Below are 23,401 nucleotides of genomic sequence, written 5' to 3'. Positions count from 1 at the left end.
TTATTACTAAGCTTTTTTTATTATTATTTTTTAAAAGAATTCTAATAAGCTAATAATTCTGAAAGCTCATTTTCAAATCGATGTTTTGGCAAGTATTCTTTTTCTAGGTTTCCAGCAAAAGGAATAGGAGTGTCTAAACTAGCAACACGTTTAACCGGAGCATCTAAATATTTGAAACAATTTTCTGTAATTAGAGAAGAAATTTCTCCAGATAAACTTCCAAATAAAGAATCTTCTTGAAGAATAATTACTTTACCAGTTTTCTTAACAGAAGTAAAAATTGTATCAGTATCTAATGGTTGTAAAGACCTTAAATCAATTAAATCTGCTGAAATATTTTGATCCTTTTTTAATGTTTCTAAAGCCCAATGTAATGCAAGTCCAAAAGCAATAATAGTAACATCTTTACCTTCTTTTAATAAAGAAGCTTTGCCAATAGGAAGTGTGTAATAATCAGTAGGAACGTCTTGGTAAATAGTTCTATATAAACCTTTGTGTTCAAAAAACAATACAGGATTTGGATCGTTAATAGCGGTTGTTAATAAACCTTTTGCATCATAAGGAAAAGCTGGGTAAACAACTTTTAAACCAGGTGTTTTTGTAAACCAAGCTTCATTTGATTGTGAATGAAAAGGGCCTGCACCTACACCAGCTCCACAAGGCATTCGTATAACAACATCGGCTTTTTGATTCCAGCGATAGTGAGATTTAGCTAATAAGTTTACTATTGGATTAAATCCAGTAGAAACAAAATCTGCAAATTGCATTTCCATTACAGCTTTCATTCCATTAATAGCTAATCCATATGCAGCAGAGACTATAGCAGATTCACAAATAGGAGTATTTCGAACTCGTTCTTTACCAAAAAGCTCAATAAAACCTTCTGTAATTTTAAAAACACCACCATATTCAGCAACATCTTGCCCCATAACAACAATGGAATCGTTTTGTTCCATAGCCTGTTTTAACCCTTTTGAAATGGCATCTATTAAACGTATGTTTTCAGTTTCTGAGTTTTCAGAAACATGCTTGTATTCAGTTTTTTGGTAAACATCATTTAATTCTTTTTCTATTGTTGATGAAATAACATCTTCTTCAAAAGTAGCCTTAAGATTTTCATTGATGTTGTTTTTTATTTCATTTCTAAATTCTTCATCTATAGTATTAGTTAAAATACCATTAGTAATTAAATATTCTCTATAGTTATCTAAAGGGTCTTTAACAGCCCATGCGTCCATTAATTCTGTAGGAACATATTTGGTACCACTAGCTTCTTCATGACCTCGCATTCTAAAAGTTTTGAATTCTAATAAAATTGGTCTTGGGTTATTTCTAATACTTTCTGCTAATTCAGAAACTTTAGTATAAACCTCTAAAATATTATTACCATCTATAATATGTGATTCCATACCATAACCAATACCTTTATCAGCTATATGTTCACAATTATACTGCTCTGAAGTAGGAGTAGAAAGTCCATAACCATTATTTTCAATACAAAATAAAACGGGTAAACTCCATACAGAAGCAACGTTTAAAGCTTCATGAAAATCACCTTCACTTGTACCACCATCACCACAAAAAACGGCACAAGCATGATTGTTATTTTTCAGTTTATTGGCTAAAGCTATTCCATCAGCAACTCCTAATTGAGGCCCTAAATGAGAAATCATTCCAATAATATTATATTCTTGAGTACCAAAATGAAAACTTCGATCTCTTCCTTTTGTAAAACCATTTGCTTTACCTTGCCATTGAGAAAATAATCTATTTAAAGGTATATCCCGAGTGGTAAAAACGCCTAAATTTCTATGCATTGGTAAAATATATTCATCTTTATTTAAAGAATAAGTTACCCCAACAGAAATGGCTTCTTGCCCAATACCACTAAACCATTTTGATATTTTCCCTTGACGTAAAAGAATTAACATTTTCTCTTCTATCATTCTTGGTAATAACATTCTTTTGTAAAGGTCAATCAATGTCTCGTTTTGAAGTGAACCTTTATTATAAAGCATTGTGGTTTTAGTATTAGTATTCATTTTAAAAATTTAAAATAGATTAAGGAATAGTCAAAAGTGACTAAAAAAAAGATAGAATCAAAGGCTTATTTGAGAATTTTTTAAATTTAAATAGTTTTTTTTATGACACTGTTAAAAATAATGATTAAAAAATAGTGATTTACGATTTGATACTCGTTTGAAAAAAATATTATTTACGTATATTCGTACACCACAAAAAACTATTAAAATGACTAAAAAAATTATCGCTTTATTATTGTTTGTAAGCACAATAACATTAGCGCAAGAGAAAGTATTACTGCGTTTAAATTATGAAAAAGGAGATAGCTATGTTATGGACATGAAAATGTCTCAAAATATGGGAACAGTAATGTCAATGAACATGAATATTGAAATGAAGCAAGACATAAAAAGTGTTTCTAATTCTGAATATACTAGTGAAATGAAAATTACCAAAGTGGTAATGAATATGATACAGCAAGGTATGCCAATGTCTTATGATTCTTCAAAAAAAGCAGAAGACTTAGATGATACTGGTAAAATGATGAAGTCTCAAATGGATCCTATGTTGCAGGCAGTTATAACTATGAAAGGTAATAACTTAGGAAAAGTATTAGAATCAAAAGTAGAGCCTAATATTCCAGGAACAAGTGATTTAGCAAATCAATCAAGTAATGTTGTATATCCTGAAAATGCAGTTGCTGTTGGTGATACTTGGAATATGTCTAAAAATAGTAAGGGAATGGATTTTAACTTTGTTTATAAAGTGAAATCTATTACAAGTAAAACTGTATTATTAGATGTAACGGGTAAAGTTAAAGGAATGGCATTAGGAGATATTATAGGAACAATGACTGTTGATAAAAAATCTGGAGTACCTACAGAGTCTAAAATTGATATGACAATGAAAGTACAAGGGCAAGATCTTAAAACTACTATGGTTTTAACAATGACTAAGAACTAGTAGGGCAAATTATAAAATATTAAAAAAACTCAGGAGAATATCCTGAGTTTTTTATTTTAAAATATCGAGTATGTTTTCTTTATAATTATCACTAATAGGAATTTCAATAGCATTAATTTCAACATCGTTTTTTGTATAAGCAGTAATTTTATTACGGTTTACAATATAAGAACGATGAATACGAACAAATCTATTGTCTAGTTCTTTTTCAAAAGCTGAAATACTAAATTTTACAGTATGAAACTCATTTTCTAAATGAATTTTCACATAATCTTTTAAACTTTCTATGTATAATATATCAGTAAAAATAATTTTTATTTTTTTTCTGTTTTTAGTAACAAAAATATAGTCATTAGTTGTTGATGGTGAAATATTTATAGATGTTTGTTTACCAGTAGAATGTATTGATTTAAACTTTTCAATAGCTTTAAAAAAACGAGAAAAAGTAATAGGTTTTAATAAATAATCAACGGCGTTTAATTCAAAACCATCTAGAGCATAATCTCGATATGCAGTAGTGAAAATTACTTTAGGCTTTTGTATTAGGTTTTTAAAAAAATCAGTTCCTTTTAAAACTGGCATTTCTATATCTAAAAAAAGCAAATCGATAGTTTCTTGTTGTAAAATACTACTTGCTTCAATAGCACTTGCACAAGAAGTAACTAATTCAAAATCTGTTAACTGAGATATGTGAGTTTCTATTAATTCTCTAGCTAATTCTTCATCATCAATAATTAAACATTTATAAATCATTATTTAGCTAGTAGTTTTAATGTTACGGTATAAAATTTTGTAGTATTTTCTATATCTAAATCGAAATTATCAGGATAAATCAATTCTAATTGCTTTTTTATATTTTTTAATCCAATACAATTTTCAGTGTTTTTTTCTAAACTAACAGTTGGTTTAGAATTTTTAATGTTAAAAATAATTTGATTGTTTTTAAGACTGATATTAATTGTAATGAAAGCTTCATTTAGCTCTTGACTTACGCCATGTTTAAAAGAGTTTTCAATAAAAGTAAGTAATAACAATGGAGCAATTTTAACATCTTGCTGAATATTTCTTTCAAAAGAAATTTGCACTCGTTTTCCATACCTAACTTTTTCTAAAGATAGGTAATTTTCAATAAGTTCAATTTCTTTTTGAAGCGAGACAAAAGTATCATTACAACGATATAACATATAGTCTAAAATATCAGATAATCGTTCAATAACTTCAGGGGTTTGATCTGATTTTTTTAAAGCTAAAGTATATAGATTATTTAATGTGTTGAATAAAAAATGCGGGTTTAATTGATGTTTTAAGGCTGTTAATTCAGCAGTCTTTTTTTGTTCATTTAAAATTAATAGTTTTTGTTGATTCTTATAAAAACTAGCCATTAATAATAATGTAGCAGGAGTTAAGAATTTTATAGACTTACTTAAAAAAGCTGAAAAACTTAAAAGCCGTTCAAAGTATGTTTCTTCAGCATATTTTTTAGCAATTTCATTATAAAACTGTATGTATTTAGGTTCATATAAAAACATATGTAAAAACAGATAAAACCCATACATAAATATTAATAAAAGTACCACCAAAATTATAAAAAGTGTTGTTTTTTTTGTGTTCAAAAACCTAGGAACTAAAACAAACAAACAAGTATAAGCAGTAATTATTTGAGGAATTAAAATTTTTAATGTAGAATGAAATAATTGGATATATCCTCCGCCAAAGTTGGTAATGTTTGAGGAGAACATAAAATAAAAGAGCACACATAACCAAAACAATATATGTTTAAAAAATACGGTACTAGAAAAAAGATATTTGTTTTTAAAAATAATCATACAGTTAGCTAAAATACAATTATAGCTTCTATTTCACCATTAAAATTGCCGAAATAGGGTTTGAAGATGTTGTATAGGTAGTTTATGAGGATAAAATAAAATTTGAAACTAAAAGCACTTTCTAGTTGCGTTAAAGCTGAGTTTGTCTACTTATTTTATGAGATGTTAGTAACAATAATACTTTTGATGAAACTTAAAATATAAAAATGAAAAATTTTCTAACTTTATTACTATTAAGCTTCATAGTAAATAGTTTTTCTCAACAGCCAATTATTAAATTTATAGATACTAAAATTAAAATTGATGGTAAATTAAATGAGAAAACTTGGAATAAATTGACTGCATATACAGGATTTTATAATTATGCGCCTACTGATGTTGGTTTAGCAAAGAATCAAACATCAGTAAAAATGTTTCATAATGGAGAATATTTATTTGTGAGTTTAATTTATAATGATAGTACACCAAAAACACAAGTAAGTTCATTAAAACGCGATACTCCTATAGGTTTGAGTGATGGATTTGCTATGGTTTTAGATACACAAAATCAACAACAAAACGCATATTATTTTTCAGTAAATAGCTACAGTACACAAATTGATGGAATTGTTGAACGTGTAAATGAAGGGTATGATTTTAGTACAAGTTGGAGTACTGTATGGAAAGCAAAAGCTTTTATGAATGGAAAACAAAAGCAATATGAGATAGCAATCCCCTTGAAGTCTTTAAATTTTAATAAAAATAATACTGTTTTTGGAATTCAATTTTATGTGAGAGATATTAAAATTAATTCATGGACTATTTTAAAAAATGTGAAAAGGAATTATCGTTTATTTGATTTACGATTTACTGAAAAATTTACCATTGAACACTTGCCGAAAATATCTCCATCACGCTTTACTGCTACACCTTCTTTAACAATCAATAATCAAAATGATGTTAAAAATAATACTAGTAATACTACATATAAGCCAAGTTTAGATGTACAGTATAATATAACTTCATCACTAAAATTTGATGCTACTATAAATCCTGATTTTTCCCAAATCGATGTAGATCAGCAGGTAACAAATTTTACTCGTTTTGCAGTGAATTTCCCTGAAAGACGTAACTTTTTCCTTGAGAATGCTGATTTGTTTTCAAATTTGGGGGTAAGTGGGGTTAATCCTTTTTATTCAAGGCGTATAGGCTCAAAAAGTCCAATTCAATTTGGATTAAAATTATCTGGTAATGTTTCATCTAAAACAAGAATTGGAGTTTTAAATGTTCAAACTGAAAAAGAAAATAGTGTTCAATCTCAAAACTATGGGGCTATTGTAGCTGAACAACAATTGTCTAAAAATTTTACAGCTACAGGTTTTTTTATTAATAGACAAGAAACAGCAGGTTTTGAATTTATAGACGATTATAATCGAGTTGCAGGAGTTAATGTGAATTATAAATCAGATAATAATAAATGGACTGGAATAGCAAATTTTGGGAAGAGTTTTAATGATGATGTTTCTGGAGATAATAACTTTTATAATGCTGGGATATGGTTTAATAAAAGAGGTTTTAGTTGGAGTGCAGCAATGAAAAATGTAGGTAAAAATTATATTACTGATGTTGGATTTACTCCAAGGTTATATAATTTTGATGCGGTAAATAATATAGTAATTAGAGAAGGATATACCCAGACAACAGGAAGTGTTAGGTTTGAAAAATTTTATGAAAACTCTAAAGCGTTAAATTCCATTCGTTATTTAAATTATAATAACAATACTTATTTTAATGAAAGTGGAACTGTAAGTCAGTCATCACACTTTTTAAATGGGGCTCTATTTTTTAAAAACTTATCAGCTTTATATTATGTTTTTAAACATGATTATGTTGATTTAAAATACGGTTTTGATCCATTAGGTAATGGAAATGCATTAATACCAGGTACATATAATTACGGTATTCTAAAGATAGGGTATAATTCAGCAAATAATCAAAGATTTAGATATCGTTTTAATGTACAAAAAGGAAATTACTATACAGGAAGTAGAGTAGCTGCAGGTGCCTATTTAAACTATCAACTACTACCTTTTGCAAATTTACAATTCAACTACGATGTTAATAAAATAGATTTAGATTTATTAGGAAAAGAAACCTTTCATTTAACTCGATTTACAGGTGAAGTATTTTTTAATAATCGGTTAAATTGGACAACGTATGTTCAGTATAACACACAGCGAGATAATTTTAATGTGAGCAGCAGGTTACAATGGGAGTATAAACCATTATCGTATGTGTATTTGGTAGTAACCGATAATTTTAATAAAACTATTACTAGAACCAATTGGGGAGTAGCTTTTAAAATGAATTATAGATTTGATTTTTAATTAAAAATTTTAGGTTAATAAAACACTTGAGAGCATCAAGTGTTTTTGTTATTTTTGAAAGCATAATAAATAACATTAAATGACTTTTGATAATTCAATCTTGTTTTTTTTATGCTCACTAGGAGTTTTTAATGGATTTCTTGTAAGTGTATATTTTTTGTTTTTGGGGAAACCAAAGCGAACACAAAATACATTATTTGGATTTCTAGTTTTAATGTTATCTATTAGGATAGGAAAATCAGTATACTCTCTTTTTAGTGAAACCAAAGATTTATTAATAATGCAAATAGGTCTTTCAGCATGTTTTTTAATTGGAGTTTCGTTATTTTATTATTTAAAATCCTCTGTAGAAAACAAAAAGAAAATACCTACTGCATGGAAAGTACATGTTTTTAGTCTCTTTTTTATTGTCGTTATTATTGGGTTGCTTAAACCTTATAGGACAAACATAGAGTTTTGGAGAGATTTTGTAACAGTTATTTACACGATTTGGGGAATATATATATTGTTTTCTGGGTTTGTTTTAAAAAATATCTATAAAAAAATATTCAGTAAAAGTTTAAAATATTCCACTTCTGAATTATGGTTGGTTGCTGTTTTTCTAGGGAATGTATTAATTTATTTAGCTTATTTAATTGGTTATTTTTGGATGTATTTTTTGGGAACATTAGTTTTCTCGTTAGTTTTTTATGGACTGCTTTTCTTTTTTATGTCAAAAAAAAATAGAGAGACTATTTTCAAAGATATTCCTAAGAAATATGTATCAAAGAAAATTGATAATAATGAAGCTGAAAGCCTGATTATAGAGTTACATGAGGTAATAAAGAAAAAACAATTTTATAAGAATAGTAATATTAAATTAAAAGATATAGCAAAAGAATTGAATATTACTTCACATAAATTATCACAATTGTTGAATGATAATTTAGGAAAAAGCTTTGCATTATTCATAAATGAATACCGAATTAAGGAAGCCAAAAAGTTATTGAAAGAAGAAACTAAAATAACTTTAGAAGCCATAGGCTTTGAAGCTGGATTTAGTTCTAAATCTACTTTTTACGCAACGTTTAAAAGGGTTACCGGTAAAACACCATCAGAATATAAAAAGGAATTTTTGTGATTTTTTATTCCAAAATTATAATTCTGGACACTTGAATTATAACTTATAACCAATTTTTAGGGTTCTCTATTTAGGTTTGTTGAAAATCTAAAATTAGAGTCATGAAAAAATACACCTTGTTAGTAGTATTATTTTTAGTATTTCAAATACTACAAGCGCAAACAGAAACAGAAACAGAAAATTTACTTGTAAAGAAAACATTACAAAACTATATTGAAGGAAGTTCTTATAATAAATTAAAGTTATTAGAAAGTGCTTTTGCTGAAAATGCAACTTTATACCTTACAGGAAGAGATGGTTTTAAGGTTTATACTCCAAAGGAGTATACTGGTTTTTTTAAAAATTCAATAAAAGGAAAATTTAATGGACGTGATGGTAAAATATTATCTGTAGAGGTAGTGAAAGATATAGCAACAGCTAAAGTTGAAATAGCTGGGCCAGGAAGGAAATGGGTTTATATTGATTTATTCTTGCTAAAGAAAACTAATGGTAATTGGAAAATTATTAGTAAAACAGCAACAAAGGTTGATGATCCAGAAGAAAAGGCTGTTTTATTTGTTGTTTCAAACGCTCATTTTTATGGAGATACAAAATTAAAAACGGGTAATAGCTTTTCAGAAATTGTAAATGCCTATGATGTTTTTAAAAAAGCTGGATACACTGTTGATTTTTTAAGTCCAAAAGGAGGAGCAGTCCCTTTAGCATATATTAATACTTCAGATAGTGAGAGTAAAAAATATTTATACGATTCTAATTTTATGAATGCTTTAAAAAACACAAAATCACCTTCAGAAATTAATGCTTCAAAATATAAAGCGGTTCAATACATCGGAGGAGGTGGTGCTATGTTTGGTGTTCCAGAAAATAAAGAGATACAAAGTATTGTAATGGAAATTTATGAGAAGCATAAAGGAATTGTTTCTTCAGTATGCCATGGTACAGCAGGTATTATTAATTTAAAAACTAAAGATGGGAAATATTTAGTAGATGGTAAAAATGTTAGCGGATATCCAGACGATTATGAAAATAAAACTAAAGATTATTTTAAAACTTTTCCTTTTTTAATTAAACAAACGATTGAGAAAAGAGGTGGGAAATTTCAATTTTCTAAACCAGGGAAAGCTCATGTTGAAGTAGATGGAAGGTTAATAACTGGGCAAAATTATTTATCGTCAAAGGGAGTTTCATTAAAAACAATTGAAATAATAAATGCAACTATGAAATAGTCTTGGTATTACTTTAATCAATGCTCTATTTTATTTATGCTATAGTTTAAATAAAATAGAGTGTATTAATATACTAGTTCAATTTTAATTGTAGGAATACTATGGTAAATACCAAACGTTTTTTACTTTAGCATTAATGGATTTTGAACGTCAATTATTATTCTTTTTTAGTGCTTTAGGAGCATTTAATGGATTTCTATTAAGTGTTTATTTTGCGTATTCAACAAAACACAAGAAGTTTTCAAATTACTTTTTATCATTATTATTATTTGTTTTAAGTATACGAATTATCAAATCGGTTTTTTTATATTTTAATCCAAATCTGTCAAGTGTTTTTATACAAATAGGGCTCTCAGCATGTGTTTTAATTGGTCCTGCTTTGTATTTGTATATAACTTCCTTAATAAAAGAAAGCAAAACTAAAAAATGGAGGTTGCATATTATTCCATTTACTATTGTTTTAATAGTTTTAGGAGTACTGTATCCTTATTTAGAGCATAGAAAATTATGGTCACGATTTATTGTTAAAATTATTTATATACAATGGTTAATTTATATTCTTTTAACAGGAATAGAATTAAAGTATATTATAAAAAATGTATTTAATAAGTCGATTAAACTTAAAGAAATTGAAATATGGTTATTAAGTATTTTTATAGGCGTATTAGTAATATGGTTATCCTATAATATAGGATCTTTTACATCATACATTGTAGGGGCATTGTCATTTTCATTTGTTTTTTATCTTTTACTATTATTATGGGTATTTAAAAGAAATAAAAGCACTTTGTTTTTTGAAGAAAAAATTAAATATGAAAATAAAAAGTTTGATGAAGAAGAAGTTAAACCAATAATTAAAAAATTAGCAGTTATTAAAGAAGAAAAATTGTTTAAAAATCCTGATTTAAAAATATCAGAGATTGCTAAAAAACTAAAAATCCCAACTCATCAATTGTCACAACTTCTAAATGATAATTTAGGAAAATCATTTTCTTTATTTATAAATGAACTTAGAATAGAAGAAGCAAAACAGTTATTAGTATCTGAGAAAATATATACAATTGAAACAATTGGATATGATTGCGGATTTAACTCTAAATCTACCTTTTTCACAACTTTTAAAAAGGTAACAGGAACTACACCAGCTAAATATAAAAAAGAAAATAGTAAAAATTAAAAGTTCTTGTTTGCATAGTGGTAGTTCGGATTTATAATTGAAAACCTTTTTTTATAGGAAAGAATGCATATTGCGATAAATTAAGGCAGTATGCAAAAAACAATCTTTTCGTTATTAATTATTCTGATTTTACTAGGGTGTAAAACATCAATAAATGAAAAAGGGAAAATACTTTTTATAGTATCAAATCAACATACATATGGAAATACAAAATTAAATGCTGCTAATCATTTCTCTGAAATTGTTTTGGCATATAATGTTTTTAAGAAGAAAGGTTATAAAGTAGATTTTGTAAGCCCTAAAGGAGGTGCGATTCCTATCGGTTATATAAAGACATCTGATTCTATTCAAAAAAAGTATTTATATGATTCAGATTTCATGAATTTACTTAAGAACACATTAGTTCCAGAAGGTGTTGTTGAAATCAACTATAAGGCTGTTTATTATAGTGGTGGTGGTTCAGCTATGTTTGGAGTACCCGAAAATAAAGGAATTCAAAACCTTTCAAGAACTATTTATGAAAAGAAAGGTATTGTATCTGCAATTTGTCATGGCACTGCCGGAATTGTAAATTTAAAATTATCTAATGGAACGTTTTTGTACGCAGGGAAAGAAGTAAACGGTTTTCCTGAAATTTTTGAAAATAAAACAGCTTCTTATTATAAAACATTTCCTTTTTCTATAGAAGAAAGTATAGTTGCAAATGGAGGGAGATTTACATATTCTAAAAAAGGATGGGATAATAATTATGTAGTTGATGGAAGATTAATTACAGGTCAAGATCCTTCGGCTACAGTATCGGTAGCTCAAAAAGTGATAGAATTATTAGAAAAATAATATACTTTAATAAAAATTAAAACAATTTAAATATGAAAAAAAGAATTATCATAATAGTACTTTGTACCATCTGTTCAATGAATAGCTTTGCACAAGAATCGGATTACAAGCTTGTAGAAAAGACAGTTTCTTATTATTTAGAAGGAGGAACAAATAACGATTTTGAAACTTTAAAAAAAGCATTTCATGAAGATGCAACTATGAAATTTGTTTCAAAGGGAATATATAAAGAAGTAAATGCACTAAGTTTTTTTAAAAGAGTAATAAAAAAAGGGCCTAAGCAAAATAGAAAAACACAAATTTCCTATATAAATGTTTCTGGAAATACAGCAAATGCAAAATTAGAAATTGAATATCCATCATTTACATTTATAGATTATATGAATTTATTAAAGATAGATGGGGAATGGAAAGTAGTAAATAAGATATTTAATAGAAAGCCAAAAACATCAAATAAATAAATACAATGCGACTATTAATATATATATTCTTACTTTTTCTTTCTATCAACGTAGCAAATAGCCAAACATATATTGGAAAAGAAAAACAGATTAAACAAATTTTAGAAAACACTAAAAACTTTTCTAAATATGTAAATACGTCTAATTACAAAATGATTGGAGAGTGCTATACTACAGATGCAAAAATATTTCCTCAAAGGGGTAACATATTAGAAGGGAAAAAAGCAATAGTAAAGTATTGGACACTTCCAGAAGGTATTAAAACAATACAACATAAGATAACGCAACATGAAATACGAATAGTTAAAAATACAGCATATGATTATGGTATATATGAAGGAACTACAGTTAAAAAAGATGGAAAGAAAACTAGCTGGAAAGGAAAATATGTAATCGTTTGGAAAAAAGTAGCGGGAAATTGGAAGATATATCTTGATATTTGGAATAGTTTATAACTTTATTTAATAGTTTGTCACTGATTCTTTTACTTTTGTAAAGTAAAAGAATCATATGAAAGACGGTAGAAATAGAAAAAATATTCAGATTGGTAGTATTGTTGAAGTAGTACAGAAAAATCATCAAAGAACTGGAGAGTTAACGGAAGGTATTGTAAGTAGATTATTAACAAAATCACCAAATCATCCACACGGAATAAAAGTACAGTTAGAATCTGGTATTGTTGGAAGAGTTAAAAATGTTATAGAAGAAGAGTAATAACTTTCTTCTTTATAATAAATCATCTAAAGCATTGTTCAATTTTTCAAATTTAAACGAATAAAATTGTGATGTTTTTTCGGTAGAAATTTTACTTCCTTTTAAAAGAATGACAGAAAGTTCGCCCAAAATAAGGTTCAAAATAAAAGAAGGAATACTAAAAGGTAATAATAGTTTACGAGTTACTTTTGCTAATGTTTTTGTAAAAGAAGTATTAGTATGATGCTCAGGAGCAGACGCATTAAATATACCAGTAAAGGTATTATTATTAACTGCTTTTACATATAGAGCACATAAATCTTCAATATGAATCCAAGGCATATATTGTTTTCCGTTACCTAATTCGGCTAAAAATAGTGGTGTGTTTATTTTATTTAAAGCGCCTCCAGTTTTTGTTAAGACAATACTGGTACGTAAAATAGTAACAGGTATTTCAAGAGTTTTAAATTGTAAGGCAGCTTTTTCCCATTGAATACAAATTTTTGAAATGAAATCGTTTTCAGGAGCATCAGTTTCTTTAAAAATAGATTGAGAAGTTATAGCTCCATAATAACCGATACCAGAAGCTGAAATAAATCCTTCTAATTGAATATTCAACTTTTTACTATATTCAAATAGTAAATTAGCAGATTGAATTCTACTATCAATTAATTCTTCTTTACGTTTTTTTGACCATCTTTTATCAGCAATTCCTGCGCCGGCTAAATGAATAATATGTGTAATATTTTCAAAAGCTTTTTCATCAATATACCCTTCTTTTATATTCCAACGAAATTCATTACTCTTTTTAGGAGTTCTAGTTAGTATTGAAACTTCATGATTATTCTTTTTTAAAACTTCTTGTAAATGTTTACCTACTAAACCAGTACCACCAGTTATCAATATTTTAGTCATTATCGTTGCTTTTTGTTAGCTTCACAAAATTGTATTATCTCCGTAATTCTTTTTTGACGTGTTATTTCTCTTTTAGCTTGATGTAACCAATATAAATAGTTTTTTTTATAAGAAGGAGCGAAGTTTAGATAATTATTAAAGGCTTTATTATTTTTATCAAACTCAATTTGTAAATCAGTAGGAATAATTAAATTATCAATATCATCTAGTGCTTCCCAGGATCCGTTACTTTTTGCAATTTTGATTTTTTGTAACCCAGATGAGTGCATTTGATTATTATTAACCAGTTCCTTTATGTAAGATTTATTTAGTTTACTCCAAACACTTTTGGGTTTCCTAGGGCAAAAGTATTGCTGTCTCTTACCATTGCCTAAACTTTTAACGGTAGAATCAATCCAACCAAAACATAGGGCAACTTTTACGGCTTCTTCCCAGCGCATACTTGGTATTTTAGTTTCTATTTTATATAAAATGAGATATATACCGGTACTTTTAGTATGGTTTTCAAATAACCAACTACGCCATTCGGAGTCAGTTTTAAAATATAATAATGGTTTTTCTACCATTTTCTAAAAATCTTTGAAGGAAATGAAACAATACTTTCATGTCCATTTTTACCAACTGCTACAATTCCAAATAAAAAATTATCAATAACAATCCCTTCTAATAAAAACCGATTAACATTACCTACATACCTACTATGATCCCAAGTAGGTGAAGTAGTGTCTCTCCAATAAATTTTATAACCTTTAGCTCCTTCTACTTTATCCCATTGTAATTTTACTGAGGCTTCTACAATACCACCAATTCCTACATTTTTTGGACTAGGAGGAGACAAGGCCAAACTAGCCATAGTAATTGCATTTACAGCTGTTAGTTTTTTAGCATACTCAAAATTAACATGTTCAAAAGTATCACCATATTTAATTCCGTTTTCAGTTCTTATATCTTGATGTTGTTGCGTATAGTTTTCATGAGCCTCCATAATTCTAATTCCAGCAAAGCCTAAATCGTTAAAAGGTCTGTGATGACCTCCTCTACCAAATCTATCTAGGCGATAAATCATCATAGGGTTCATTTCTGGCATATATGTTTTAGTAGTTTTATAAATATATCTTGCTAATTGTCTTGAAATCCCATCTACTTCGCCACCATAAAAACGTCTAGCTCTACGTTGTCTTTCTGTTTCATTTGCAGGTACTGGTTCTGAAAATATTCTAAAACTTCGATTATCAATAACACCATCAACACCTTTAATATTACCAATCATATCATTATTTAAAACACCTACAATATCCCATTGTTTCTCTTTAGCATATTTAGCTAATCCAGCACCTCCAAATAGCCCTTGCTCTTCACCCGATAAACCTACATAAACAATACTACTTTCAAATTTATAGTTAGATAATACCCTCGCGACTTCAATAGTTCCAGCCATACCTGAAGCATTATCATTAGCACCTGGAGCATCAGTAGTGAAATCCATTGTGTTACTTGCACGTGAATCGATATCTCCACTCATAATAATATACCTATTAGGATACTTTGTACCTTTTTGTATAGCTACAACATTTACTACCCAAGCATCATGCGGTACACGTCTGTTCCCTTTTTTAGTAACGAAATCTTTTTGATAAAAAGTGGTTAAGCAATTATTACAGTTTTTTGAAATAGTTTCAAACTGTGCTTTTATCCAACGACGAGCAGCTCCAATACCGCGAGTATTTGAAATAGTATCACTAAAAGTATTTCTAGTTCCAAATTCCGTAAGAGTTTTTATGTCTTTTTTTATTCTATTTGCAGAAACATTATTAATGATGTCGTAAATTTTAGAATCAGTTTGTGCGTTAATAGTTGTTGATAGAAATATTAATATGAGTACTATTTTTTTCATGATTTATTGTTTAAAATACCAAAAGGGTATAGTTAACTCTAAAATTTTTAAAGTATCTTGTTTTTTTATTAGCTTTCGTTTCAGTCTTAAAATATGTTTACCTTCATTAAGTTCTTTAGTAGGTAAGTAAGTTTCAAAACCAACTTGATTTTGTTTGTTACGACTTATTAAAAAATCAGGTTTATATTCTGTAGTATCTATTTTAATGATATACATTTTATTAATTGTTTCTATATATTTAATAGCCAAACTATCTCTTTTTTTTCTTGAAATAGATTTGTTATTATAAATACGAATACCAGTTTTAAAACCTCTATTATCTTCTAAAGGTTTTAAAGTAGGGTTGAAAGCATAAATTCTATCTTCAACATTATCATTAAAAACTTTAAAAAACTTAATGAATGGATCTGTTATTACTTTCGATTGAATACTAGCAACTCTTACAAAATCATTTTCCTTAATTCTTAAATTTTCATATTCTCTATCATCAATATATAAATTGGAGTTGTATTTAGTACTGTTTATATAATTTGATTTTTGATATTTTACTGAATTAAATATAGATATTACTATATATATTGGAATTAGAAAAATGCTAAGTCTTTTAGTGAATTTGTTATCTAAAAAATTATAAACTAAAGGCCTATATAGGAAAGAAAGAGTTAGAAAACTGAATACCCAATAAAAAGGGAAATATATTTTAGATAACCATTTTTTCTTTTTTAAATATCCTTGGGTAATAAAATCAATAAACATTAAAATTGATCCAATACTTAGAATTATCATTAAGGTAGCCCCAATAAAAGTTCTAAGATCTTTAGGTAAATTATCGTTAGAAATTATATAGGTTGCAATAATAATAAATGCTACTACAATTATTGTAATTGAAATTACATAAAAAATCAATAAAAAAGAAGCAGCAAATAATACACTACAATAATTTTCTAATGAAGCGACATATTTATCAAAAGAAATGATTTTCTTTTTTAAATATTTAGTGAAACGATTATGGTAGTTTAATTCTTCAAAATCAATATCTCCAGAAATATACCGTAAGCCTAAAGCTCCAATCCATAAACCTCGTAATATTACATGAACAAGTAAGTTAAATATAAGAATATAGCAAGCTACTAAAGCAACAATTAAAATAATAAAAGAATAAATGTTCTTGTCGTTCTCTGCTATTTCTAAAGCAGTTTTTACATGAGGAAAAGCAGTAAACAAACCAAAAATAGCAAAACCAGAAATTAATAACTCTAATTGCCAGCTATCTTGTTGTAAACGATCTAGTAAATCTTTAAAAACAGAACTCTTATAGTCTCTACTCATAGCTTGTTATTTATGTTATAAATATACAGCCTTTTTTAAAAGAAAAAAACCACTTCAAAAGGAAGTGGTTGCGTTTTTACTACATGAAATTATTTTATTCGTTTTCTATTTTTTTAGTTAAGTTAAATCCAATAAATAAAGCTGCTCCAGCGCAAAGAAAAATTGATGAGATAAAGAATACTTCTGAATCAATAGCATTACTTGGGCGATCTGCCCATGAACCACTATAACCAAAACTAGAGCTTAAAATGGCTCCTAATAGCACACCAACACCAATTCCCATAGCTAATAAGGCTAAATTTAAAATAATAACTCTACCAGTTAAGGTTGAACGTTTTCTTTCTCCTTGCATAAAAATTTTGGCATCTACACCTTTTTCTATTAATGCTAAACGTTCTTTATTTCTTGTTGAATAGAATAAATAAAAAATTCCAAAAATTACTGCGAATAAGAACATAAATACTATTGCTGCTTCCATACTATTATTATATTTAAATGATTATTTTTAATGTGTTTGAAAGGTATGACTGTGATGTTTTAAAAAAGGTTACAAAAAAATAAAAAAAATATTTTTTCAAAAAAACTGTAACCTTTTTTTGAAAGGTACAGTCAAAAGATATAATGACTATTAAAAACGACCAAATCTATATTAATCAAATTCTCAAAGGAGATGCAAATGCTTTTGCTTTTTTAGTAGAAAAGTATAAAATAATGGTATTTACTTTGGCATTAAAAATGCTGAAGAGTAGAGAAGAGGCAGAAGAAATTTCTCAAGATACTTTTATAAAGGCATATAAAAATATAGACAAGTTTAAAGGAGATGCCAAATTTTCAACATGGTTGTATAAGATAGCATATAGAACATGTTTGGATAGTATTAAAAAGAATAGTAAAAAGTATCAAACTGGAACGATTGATGAAATAACAATTAATAAAATAAAATCAACAGAAGGAGTTTTAGATTCAATTGAAAGAAAAGAACGTGCCGAAATTATTAATAAATGTTTGATTGAGCTACCTGAAGATGAACGTTCAGTTATTTGGTTGTTTTATTTTGAAGAATTAAGTTTGAAAGAGATTATAGATATTACTGACTTATCAGAAGCAAATGTGAAGGTTAAATTACATAGAGCAAGAAAAAGGTTATTAACTATAGTAGAAAAAAGAGTTGAACCAGAATTAATAAATCATTATGGGAGAAAATAAGCATATAGAAGAGTTAGATATATTTGCGAAAAAATATATTAAAGAAATAAAGGAAGAATCTCCTTCAACTGATTTTACGGCAAATATAATGAATGCTATTTTAGAAACTAAAAAGGCAGATATCTATAAAGCAACGCCTTTAATATCTAAAAAAGTGTGGTTTCTTTTAAGTGCTGTTTTGGTAACTTCTATACTGTATGTTTCAAGGGGAACATCATTAGGTTGGGTTAAAATGCCGAAAGTAAATTTGAATTTTACAGATGCAATTCAATTACCTAAATTATTTGAAGGAATTACAATTTCAAATACAATTTTGTATACATGTTTCTTATTTACATTAATGATTTTTGTTCAAATTTATTTTCTAAAAGGGTATTTTACCAGAAAAATAAATATGTAGTTATCTAACAAAGCGAACAATGCTAATCTTGCCATTTTTTATTTCATAAATTGCTAATGCTTTAAAAGTATTTCCATTAGCAGTAACTAGTTCTTCATCAATAACTACATTTCCTTTTACAATTCTACTTGTTATTTTACAATGTAAGTCTTTTGTTTTTTCAAACATTGGAGCATACCTTTTTCGCATTTCATCTATTCCTTCATAGCTTAGTTTATTAGGGTATGTGTATACCTTAACGTTTTTTGCATAGGGTTTTAAAAAAGCTTCAATATCTCTTTTGTTATACCCTTCTAGTTGTTCTTGTGCCAATGCTCTAGGTGATACTTCAGCAACAATAGCTAGTTTTGTACCATTTTTATTTACTGTAATTCTTGAAATGTTATTAATATTTTCATCTTTGAATTTATAAAACAAAGAACCTCTTTTATCTTTTTTAGGATTGAATTTATAAATAGTTTTTTGGTAAGGTATTAATAGTGTACCATCAGGTAACCAGCATACATCTTCAGTAGTTCCAGTATTTGTGATTTTTTTCGTTTCTTTTGTTTCTGGATCTAATGACCAAGCTTCCCATTTATCTTTGTTTTTTTTCATAAAACTAACCGAATTAGAGTTTGGTATTTTATGAAGTGAGCGTCCAACTTGTTTTGTGATAGAATGATTTGTTTTAGTATTTAAATTACTTATAAAAAGTTCAAGGGTATCATTTACAATAACTGATGAAATCAACGTGTTTTTATCAAGCCAAACAGGGTAAGCGATTACTAAATCTTTGATTAATTCTGAGTTTTCTCCAGTATTAATATCATACTTATAAAAACGTTGCTTACCATTTTTGTCTAATCTAACAGCTGAAATGTTTTTTGAATAAGGAATTCGTTGAGGTGAATATTCACCTCCGTTTGGGGTATTGCTGATAAAAGTTTTACTACCAGAAATTACATCGTATTTAGCAATGTCAATTTCTCCATTTCTATTAGAAGAAAATAAAATAGTATTATTATTGTAAAAGTGAGGTTGACTATCATAACCATCATTATTTGAAATGTTTTTCGCATTTGTAGCAATCCAATTTCCATTTACTTCCTTTATATCAAATAAATGAATTTCCGTGTTTGTTTGTGCAAATGAAATAGAGGATATAAATAAAAAAGCAAATAAATTTTTCATGATGTAGTTTATTAAACTACCAAAGTACTAAAAAATCCACTTTGAGTTAACAAAAGTGGATTTTTTAAAATTTATGAATAAGAAAATTACTTTAAAGAAGTAATCCATTTATTTATTTTGTTTTCAAGTAAAGCTAGGGGAATACAACCAGTTTCTAGAATTTGATTGTGAAATTCACGAATATCAAATTTATCACCTAGTACTTTTTTAGCTTTAGCACGTAACTCTCTAATTTTTAATTGCCCAATTTTATAAGATAAGGCTTGGCCAGGATTTGCCATATAGCGTTCAATTTCTGAAATAATACTAGCTTCAGATTCTGCTTCGTTATTTAATGAATACTCAATCGCTTTTTCTCTACTCCATCCTTTAGCGTGCATCCCAGTATCAACAACTAAACGAATCGCACGATGCATTTCCATACCTAACATTCCAAAATATTGGTAAGGGTCAGTGTATAAACCTAATTCTTTACCTAAGTTTTCAGTATATAGTGCCCAACCTTCACCATAAGCACTGTACCATAAAGTTTTTCTAAAATCAGGTAAGTTTTTATTTTCTTGTGTTAAAGATATTTGATAATGATGCCCTGGAATAGCTTCATGTAAAAATAGCGCTTCATCAGAAAATACATTATACTTTGTTGCATCCGGAATAGGAGTATAGAAAACACCAGGTCTAGTTCCATCTAAAGAGCCAGAGTTATATTCTGCGCTTGCAGAAGCTTCTCTAAACTTTTCAGTTTGTTTAACTATGAATCCAGTTTTTGGTTTGTTTCCAAATAATTTCTCTAATTGCGGCTTCATTTTTTCATGAATCGCATTAAAATTGTCAATGATTTGTTTAGGAGTAGTATATGGCATTAACTCTTTGTTTTCACGCACATAGTTAAAAAAGTCTTTTAAACTCCCTTTAAAACCAACTTGCTCTTTAACTTTTTCCATTTCAGATAAAATACGACCGACTTCATTTAAGCCAAGGTTATGAATTTCATCAGCAGTCATAGTAGTTGTGGTGTACTTTTTAATAGCATGTTGATAATATTCCTTCCCTTGAGGAACTCCATCAATACCACTATCCTTTCTTCCTGCTTTTAAATAATCTGTTTTTAAGAAATTATATAAACTTTTAAAAGAAGGTATTAATTTTTCATTTAAGATGTTAGTATACTTTTTTGATAACTCTTCTTTCTCTTCATTTGAGAATTTAGAAGGAAAGTTTTTAATAGGAGTATAAAATAAATGATCTTTTAGGGTAGTATTTGCTAATACTTTAAATTGAGGAATTACTTTTTTTATTAAAGATTTTGGTAAAATATAACCTTCTTTAATTCCTTCTTGCATTCTTTCTTTAGCAGATTTTAACCAATTATTATAGCTATCTAACCTAAGTAACCAATTTTTATAATCTACCACTGTTTTAAATGGCTGTGAACTACTTCCACTTGCAAATTGTCCGATGGTAAGATTAATAGTCCACATTTGATTAATAGGCATCAATAAATCGTTTTTAAAGCTATTTTGAGCAAGAGCAATATCACAATCCCATGCAAGTACAGCTTTACTCATTTGTTGACTTTCTGATAAATCACTATTTTTATAAGATTCAAGTTTACTTTTAAAATAGTCATAAAAAGATTCAGTTTTGTAAGTATATTCCGTTAATAAACTATTAGGGAACTTATCATTATATCTTACATCTCCAGCTTGTGTAGCACTTATAGGAAACAAACGTAGTTTTCGTTCATTGTACTCCTTTAACAAGTTGTCAAAATCAGTATTTACTTTTTGAGTTTTAGTAACTAAATTTGTGGTTTCTTTTTTTTCTTGTTTACAAGAAGAAAAAAGTAGCGTAGCAGTAATTACTGATACAAATATATTTTTCATGATAATGTTCTTTGATTGCCAACAAATATACCAAAAAAGAAATTTTATTTTTAGCGAACTAGCTTCATTGTGTATGTCATGACTACGTCATTATCAATTTTTAAGTGAAGATCATAATTCCTTTTTTTATTGACTTTAAACTTAAAAGTAATAATGTTATCTACATTTCTAAGATTATAAATTTTATGATGTTTTTCATTTACTCCAATATATGATACTAATGCTATATTTTTTGTAGTAATTTTTTTCAATGCTTTAAATTTAAAAGTTATCTCTTCTCCTTTCTTTATTTCAATATTCATTTTTGAAGGAGTAATAGGAGTTATTTTATACTTAAAAGCGTCATCATAAATAAGAGGAGAAGTAATAAAATCCTGTTTTGAAATATTCGAGCCCAATAGCCATTTTTTATTTTGAGGATAATGATTTTTAGAAAACAAAGAAGGCTCAGTTAAAAAATATCCATCATTATAATCAAATATGAATGTATAAAATTCATTTGTATAACCACTAGATAAAGAAGGGTCACATAAATACCATTTGTTATTTAATTTTACTGCGTTCCATGAATGATTTATAAGCTCAAAAGAATTAACATTAGATGTTGATGTTCTATTATAGCCATTAATAATTTTACATTCTATATTGGAAAGTGAAGCAAGTTCTTTAATTAAATAAGCATACCCAGTACATATTGTTTTTTGTTTTTCTCGTAGTGTTTTAAAAACTTTTGATGTTATGGATTTATTCCAATTGTAAAGAGCGATACTATCGTTTTTGAGTCGTTTTCTTTTCCTTATTATTTTACGAGAAAGGGTATAGTCACCTTTAATGTTTGATGTAACCCAAAGGTAAATAGCTCTAAACTTTTCTACATCACCATTTAATTTAGAAGTAAGTTTAAAAGATAGTTGAGGTAAATTATTTAATCTTTCGTATTTGTATGTTTTAACAATATTTTCAACCTTTTTAAAGTTGATGTTTTTAAAATCAGAAACTTGGGAGTTTGCAAAATAAGTTAAGTTTAGAAAAATAAAGAGCAAAATTTTCTTCATAGCAATTTAGTTTTATTTCCTTTTTGATGAATAAGTTTTCTTTATAGCAACTTCTCCCATTAATATACATGCTTCACTTTTAATAGTAACATCAATTTTTTTCTTTGAAGTAAAGTTTTTATCAGTAATAATAACTTCTTCTGTTTTCATTCCTACGAAACTAAAAATTAAAATATCTCCTTTTTTTAGTTGTTTAGGAAACTCAAAATTACCATCAAAATCTGTTTCTGTGCCTATTGTTGTACCTTTTAAAAGAACACTAACACCAGGTAATGGGCCTGACTCATCTTTAACAAACCCTTTTATAGTAACTTCATTATTTTGTGGTTTAAGTTTAAGTTTTTTGTTTTTTTGAATTATTATTTCTGTTGGCTGTTTACATTTTTGAGCGTTTGCCGTATTTGGAATAAATAATGATATAATTGTTAGAGCTAGCCCTCCAATTAAACTTTGTTTTTTATGTAAATATGTAGTCTCAGAATATGTTTTTAATTGATGTTTTTTAAATCTTCCACAAGTTTTTTTAGAATCATTATTTTTAAAGTAGCTAATGATTTCTTTGGAATTCATTTTGGTAAAATCGATAACGTTTTTTTCACAAGAACCACAAAACCCTCCAGAATTAGTAGGTGTAAATTGATTAAAGTCTTCAGAGCAAGGCTTGTTAATTCCTAATGTAAATTGATTTTTCATAATTTTTAATTTTAATTGATTTTTGATCAAACCTATATTTTATTCTAAATATTTAAAACCAATAATTAGGAAACGATACTTCTTAATGAGTGAAGTGTAAGTTTTGAAGAGTAAACTTTTTTAACCCAAAAAACCTCTTTGAAAATAAATCAAAGAGGC

At 27.4% G+C, this 23,401-nt stretch carries 23 protein-coding genes; 11 read left to right on the top strand and 12 right to left on the bottom strand.

The features are described 5' to 3' along the window. Positions 1 to 41: 41 nt before the first annotated feature. Positions 42 to 2,042, bottom strand: coding sequence for an alpha-ketoacid dehydrogenase subunit alpha/beta (locus BLV71_RS17160; protein ID WP_093871731.1), 2,001 nt, complete (start codon positions 2,040 to 2,042; stop codon positions 42 to 44). A gap of 208 nt (positions 2,043 to 2,250) precedes the next feature. Between BLV71_RS17160 and BLV71_RS17155 the strand changes: the two genes are divergently transcribed. Continuing rightward, positions 2,251 to 2,985, top strand: coding sequence for a DUF6263 family protein (locus BLV71_RS17155; protein ID WP_093871730.1), 735 nt, complete (start codon positions 2,251 to 2,253; stop codon positions 2,983 to 2,985). 51 nt (positions 2,986 to 3,036) lie between these two features. Here BLV71_RS17155 and BLV71_RS17150 read toward each other — a convergent pair whose 3' ends face one another. Both BLV71_RS17150 and BLV71_RS17145 read right to left on the bottom strand, forming a co-directional pair. Then, a complete protein-coding gene (locus tag BLV71_RS17150; protein ID WP_093871729.1) occupies positions 3,037 to 3,738 on the bottom strand; it encodes a LytR/AlgR family response regulator transcription factor in 702 nt (233 codons plus the stop codon). Then, positions 3,738 to 4,514: a sensor histidine kinase gene (locus BLV71_RS17145; protein ID WP_176974432.1), complete on the bottom strand. Its 777-nt coding sequence runs from the start codon at positions 4,512 to 4,514 to the stop codon at positions 3,738 to 3,740. The genes BLV71_RS17150 and BLV71_RS17145 overlap by 1 nt, the downstream gene beginning before the upstream one ends. Before the next feature lie 503 nt (positions 4,515 to 5,017). Between BLV71_RS17145 and BLV71_RS17140 the strand changes: the two genes are divergently transcribed. The 8 genes from BLV71_RS17140 (at position 5,018) to BLV71_RS17105 (ending at position 12,712) form a co-directional block, all read left to right on the top strand. Further along, positions 5,018 to 7,177, top strand: a complete 2,160-nt coding sequence (locus BLV71_RS17140; RefSeq protein ID WP_093871727.1) for a DUF5916 domain-containing protein — start codon at positions 5,018 to 5,020, stop codon at positions 7,175 to 7,177. A gap of 79 nt (positions 7,178 to 7,256) precedes the next feature. Next, positions 7,257 to 8,297 carry a helix-turn-helix domain-containing protein gene (locus BLV71_RS17135; protein ID WP_093871726.1) on the top strand — a complete coding sequence of 347 codons (1,041 nt, stop codon included), beginning with the start codon at positions 7,257 to 7,259 and terminating at the stop codon, positions 8,295 to 8,297. Positions 8,298 to 8,398: 101 nt separating this feature from the next. After that, positions 8,399 to 9,523 (top strand): nuclear transport factor 2 family protein, encoded by a 1,125-nt coding sequence (locus BLV71_RS17130; RefSeq protein ID WP_093871725.1) that lies wholly within the window; start codon positions 8,399 to 8,401, stop codon positions 9,521 to 9,523. Between the two features lie 136 nt (positions 9,524 to 9,659). Beyond that, entirely contained in the window at positions 9,660 to 10,700 is a 1,041-nt protein-coding gene (locus tag BLV71_RS17125; RefSeq protein WP_093871724.1) for a helix-turn-helix domain-containing protein, read from the top strand. Between the two features lie 90 nt (positions 10,701 to 10,790). Continuing rightward, on the top strand, positions 10,791 to 11,537 hold the full coding sequence (locus BLV71_RS17120) for a type 1 glutamine amidotransferase domain-containing protein (protein ID WP_093871723.1): 747 nt from the start codon (positions 10,791 to 10,793) through the stop codon (positions 11,535 to 11,537). 32 nt (positions 11,538 to 11,569) lie between these two features. Next, positions 11,570 to 11,998 carry a nuclear transport factor 2 family protein gene (locus BLV71_RS17115; RefSeq protein WP_093871722.1) on the top strand — a complete coding sequence of 143 codons (429 nt, stop codon included), beginning with the start codon at positions 11,570 to 11,572 and terminating at the stop codon, positions 11,996 to 11,998. A gap of 5 nt (positions 11,999 to 12,003) precedes the next feature. After that, positions 12,004 to 12,453, top strand: coding sequence for a YybH family protein (locus BLV71_RS17110; RefSeq protein ID WP_093871721.1), 450 nt, complete (start codon positions 12,004 to 12,006; stop codon positions 12,451 to 12,453). A gap of 55 nt (positions 12,454 to 12,508) precedes the next feature. Further along, positions 12,509 to 12,712: a YwbE family protein gene (locus tag BLV71_RS17105; RefSeq protein ID WP_093871720.1), complete on the top strand. Its 204-nt coding sequence runs from the start codon at positions 12,509 to 12,511 to the stop codon at positions 12,710 to 12,712. 12 nt (positions 12,713 to 12,724) lie between these two features. Here the strand turns inward: BLV71_RS17105 and BLV71_RS17100 are convergent, their stop codons facing one another. The 5 genes from BLV71_RS17100 to BLV71_RS17080 form a co-directional block, all read right to left on the bottom strand. Next, positions 12,725 to 13,606 (bottom strand): TIGR01777 family oxidoreductase, encoded by an 882-nt coding sequence (locus tag BLV71_RS17100; RefSeq protein WP_093871719.1) that lies wholly within the window; start codon positions 13,604 to 13,606, stop codon positions 12,725 to 12,727. Continuing rightward, a complete protein-coding gene (locus BLV71_RS17095) occupies positions 13,606 to 14,172 on the bottom strand; it encodes a YdeI/OmpD-associated family protein (protein WP_093871718.1) in 567 nt (188 codons plus the stop codon). The genes BLV71_RS17100 and BLV71_RS17095 overlap by 1 nt, the downstream gene beginning before the upstream one ends. Then, entirely contained in the window at positions 14,166 to 15,500 is a 1,335-nt protein-coding gene (locus BLV71_RS17090) for a M28 family peptidase (protein ID WP_093871717.1), read from the bottom strand. The genes BLV71_RS17095 and BLV71_RS17090 overlap by 7 nt, the downstream gene beginning before the upstream one ends. Before the next feature lie 3 nt (positions 15,501 to 15,503). Then, positions 15,504 to 16,829, bottom strand: coding sequence for a hypothetical protein (locus tag BLV71_RS17085; protein WP_093871716.1), 1,326 nt, complete (start codon positions 16,827 to 16,829; stop codon positions 15,504 to 15,506). Positions 16,830 to 16,923: 94 nt separating this feature from the next. Next, positions 16,924 to 17,307: a DUF6249 domain-containing protein gene (locus tag BLV71_RS17080; protein ID WP_093871715.1), complete on the bottom strand. Its 384-nt coding sequence runs from the start codon at positions 17,305 to 17,307 to the stop codon at positions 16,924 to 16,926. Positions 17,308 to 17,450: 143 nt separating this feature from the next. On the opposite strand from BLV71_RS17080, the gene BLV71_RS17075 reads away from it, so the two are divergent. After that, a complete protein-coding gene (locus BLV71_RS17075; RefSeq protein WP_093871714.1) occupies positions 17,451 to 18,035 on the top strand; it encodes an RNA polymerase sigma factor in 585 nt (194 codons plus the stop codon). Then, the gene (locus BLV71_RS17070; RefSeq protein ID WP_093871713.1) at positions 18,022 to 18,435 is read left to right on the top strand and encodes a hypothetical protein; all 414 of its coding nucleotides are present in this window, start codon (positions 18,022 to 18,024) and stop codon (positions 18,433 to 18,435) included. The genes BLV71_RS17075 and BLV71_RS17070 overlap by 14 nt, the downstream gene beginning before the upstream one ends. Here BLV71_RS17070 and BLV71_RS18760 read toward each other — a convergent pair whose 3' ends face one another. From BLV71_RS18760 to BLV71_RS17050, 4 genes are all read right to left on the bottom strand, one after another. Next, a complete protein-coding gene (locus tag BLV71_RS18760) occupies positions 18,436 to 19,608 on the bottom strand; it encodes a nuclear transport factor 2 family protein (protein ID WP_218131778.1) in 1,173 nt (390 codons plus the stop codon). 86 nt (positions 19,609 to 19,694) lie between these two features. After that, entirely contained in the window at positions 19,695 to 21,494 is a 1,800-nt protein-coding gene (locus BLV71_RS17060) for a DUF885 domain-containing protein (protein ID WP_093871712.1), read from the bottom strand. Between the two features lie 50 nt (positions 21,495 to 21,544). Beyond that, positions 21,545 to 22,549, bottom strand: coding sequence for a transglutaminase domain-containing protein (locus BLV71_RS17055; protein WP_093871711.1), 1,005 nt, complete (start codon positions 22,547 to 22,549; stop codon positions 21,545 to 21,547). A gap of 12 nt (positions 22,550 to 22,561) precedes the next feature. Further along, positions 22,562 to 23,242, bottom strand: a complete 681-nt coding sequence (locus BLV71_RS17050) for a carboxypeptidase-like regulatory domain-containing protein (RefSeq protein ID WP_093871710.1) — start codon at positions 23,240 to 23,242, stop codon at positions 22,562 to 22,564. Positions 23,243 to 23,401: the final 159 nt, after the last annotated feature.

Origin of the sequence: Tenacibaculum sp. MAR_2010_89 (assembly GCF_900105985.1) — a bacterium.
Lineage (GTDB): Bacteria > Bacteroidota > Bacteroidia > Flavobacteriales > Flavobacteriaceae > Polaribacter > Polaribacter halocynthiae.
Note: the sequence above shows the minus strand (reverse complement) of the source record. Positions and strands in the feature narration are given on the sequence as shown.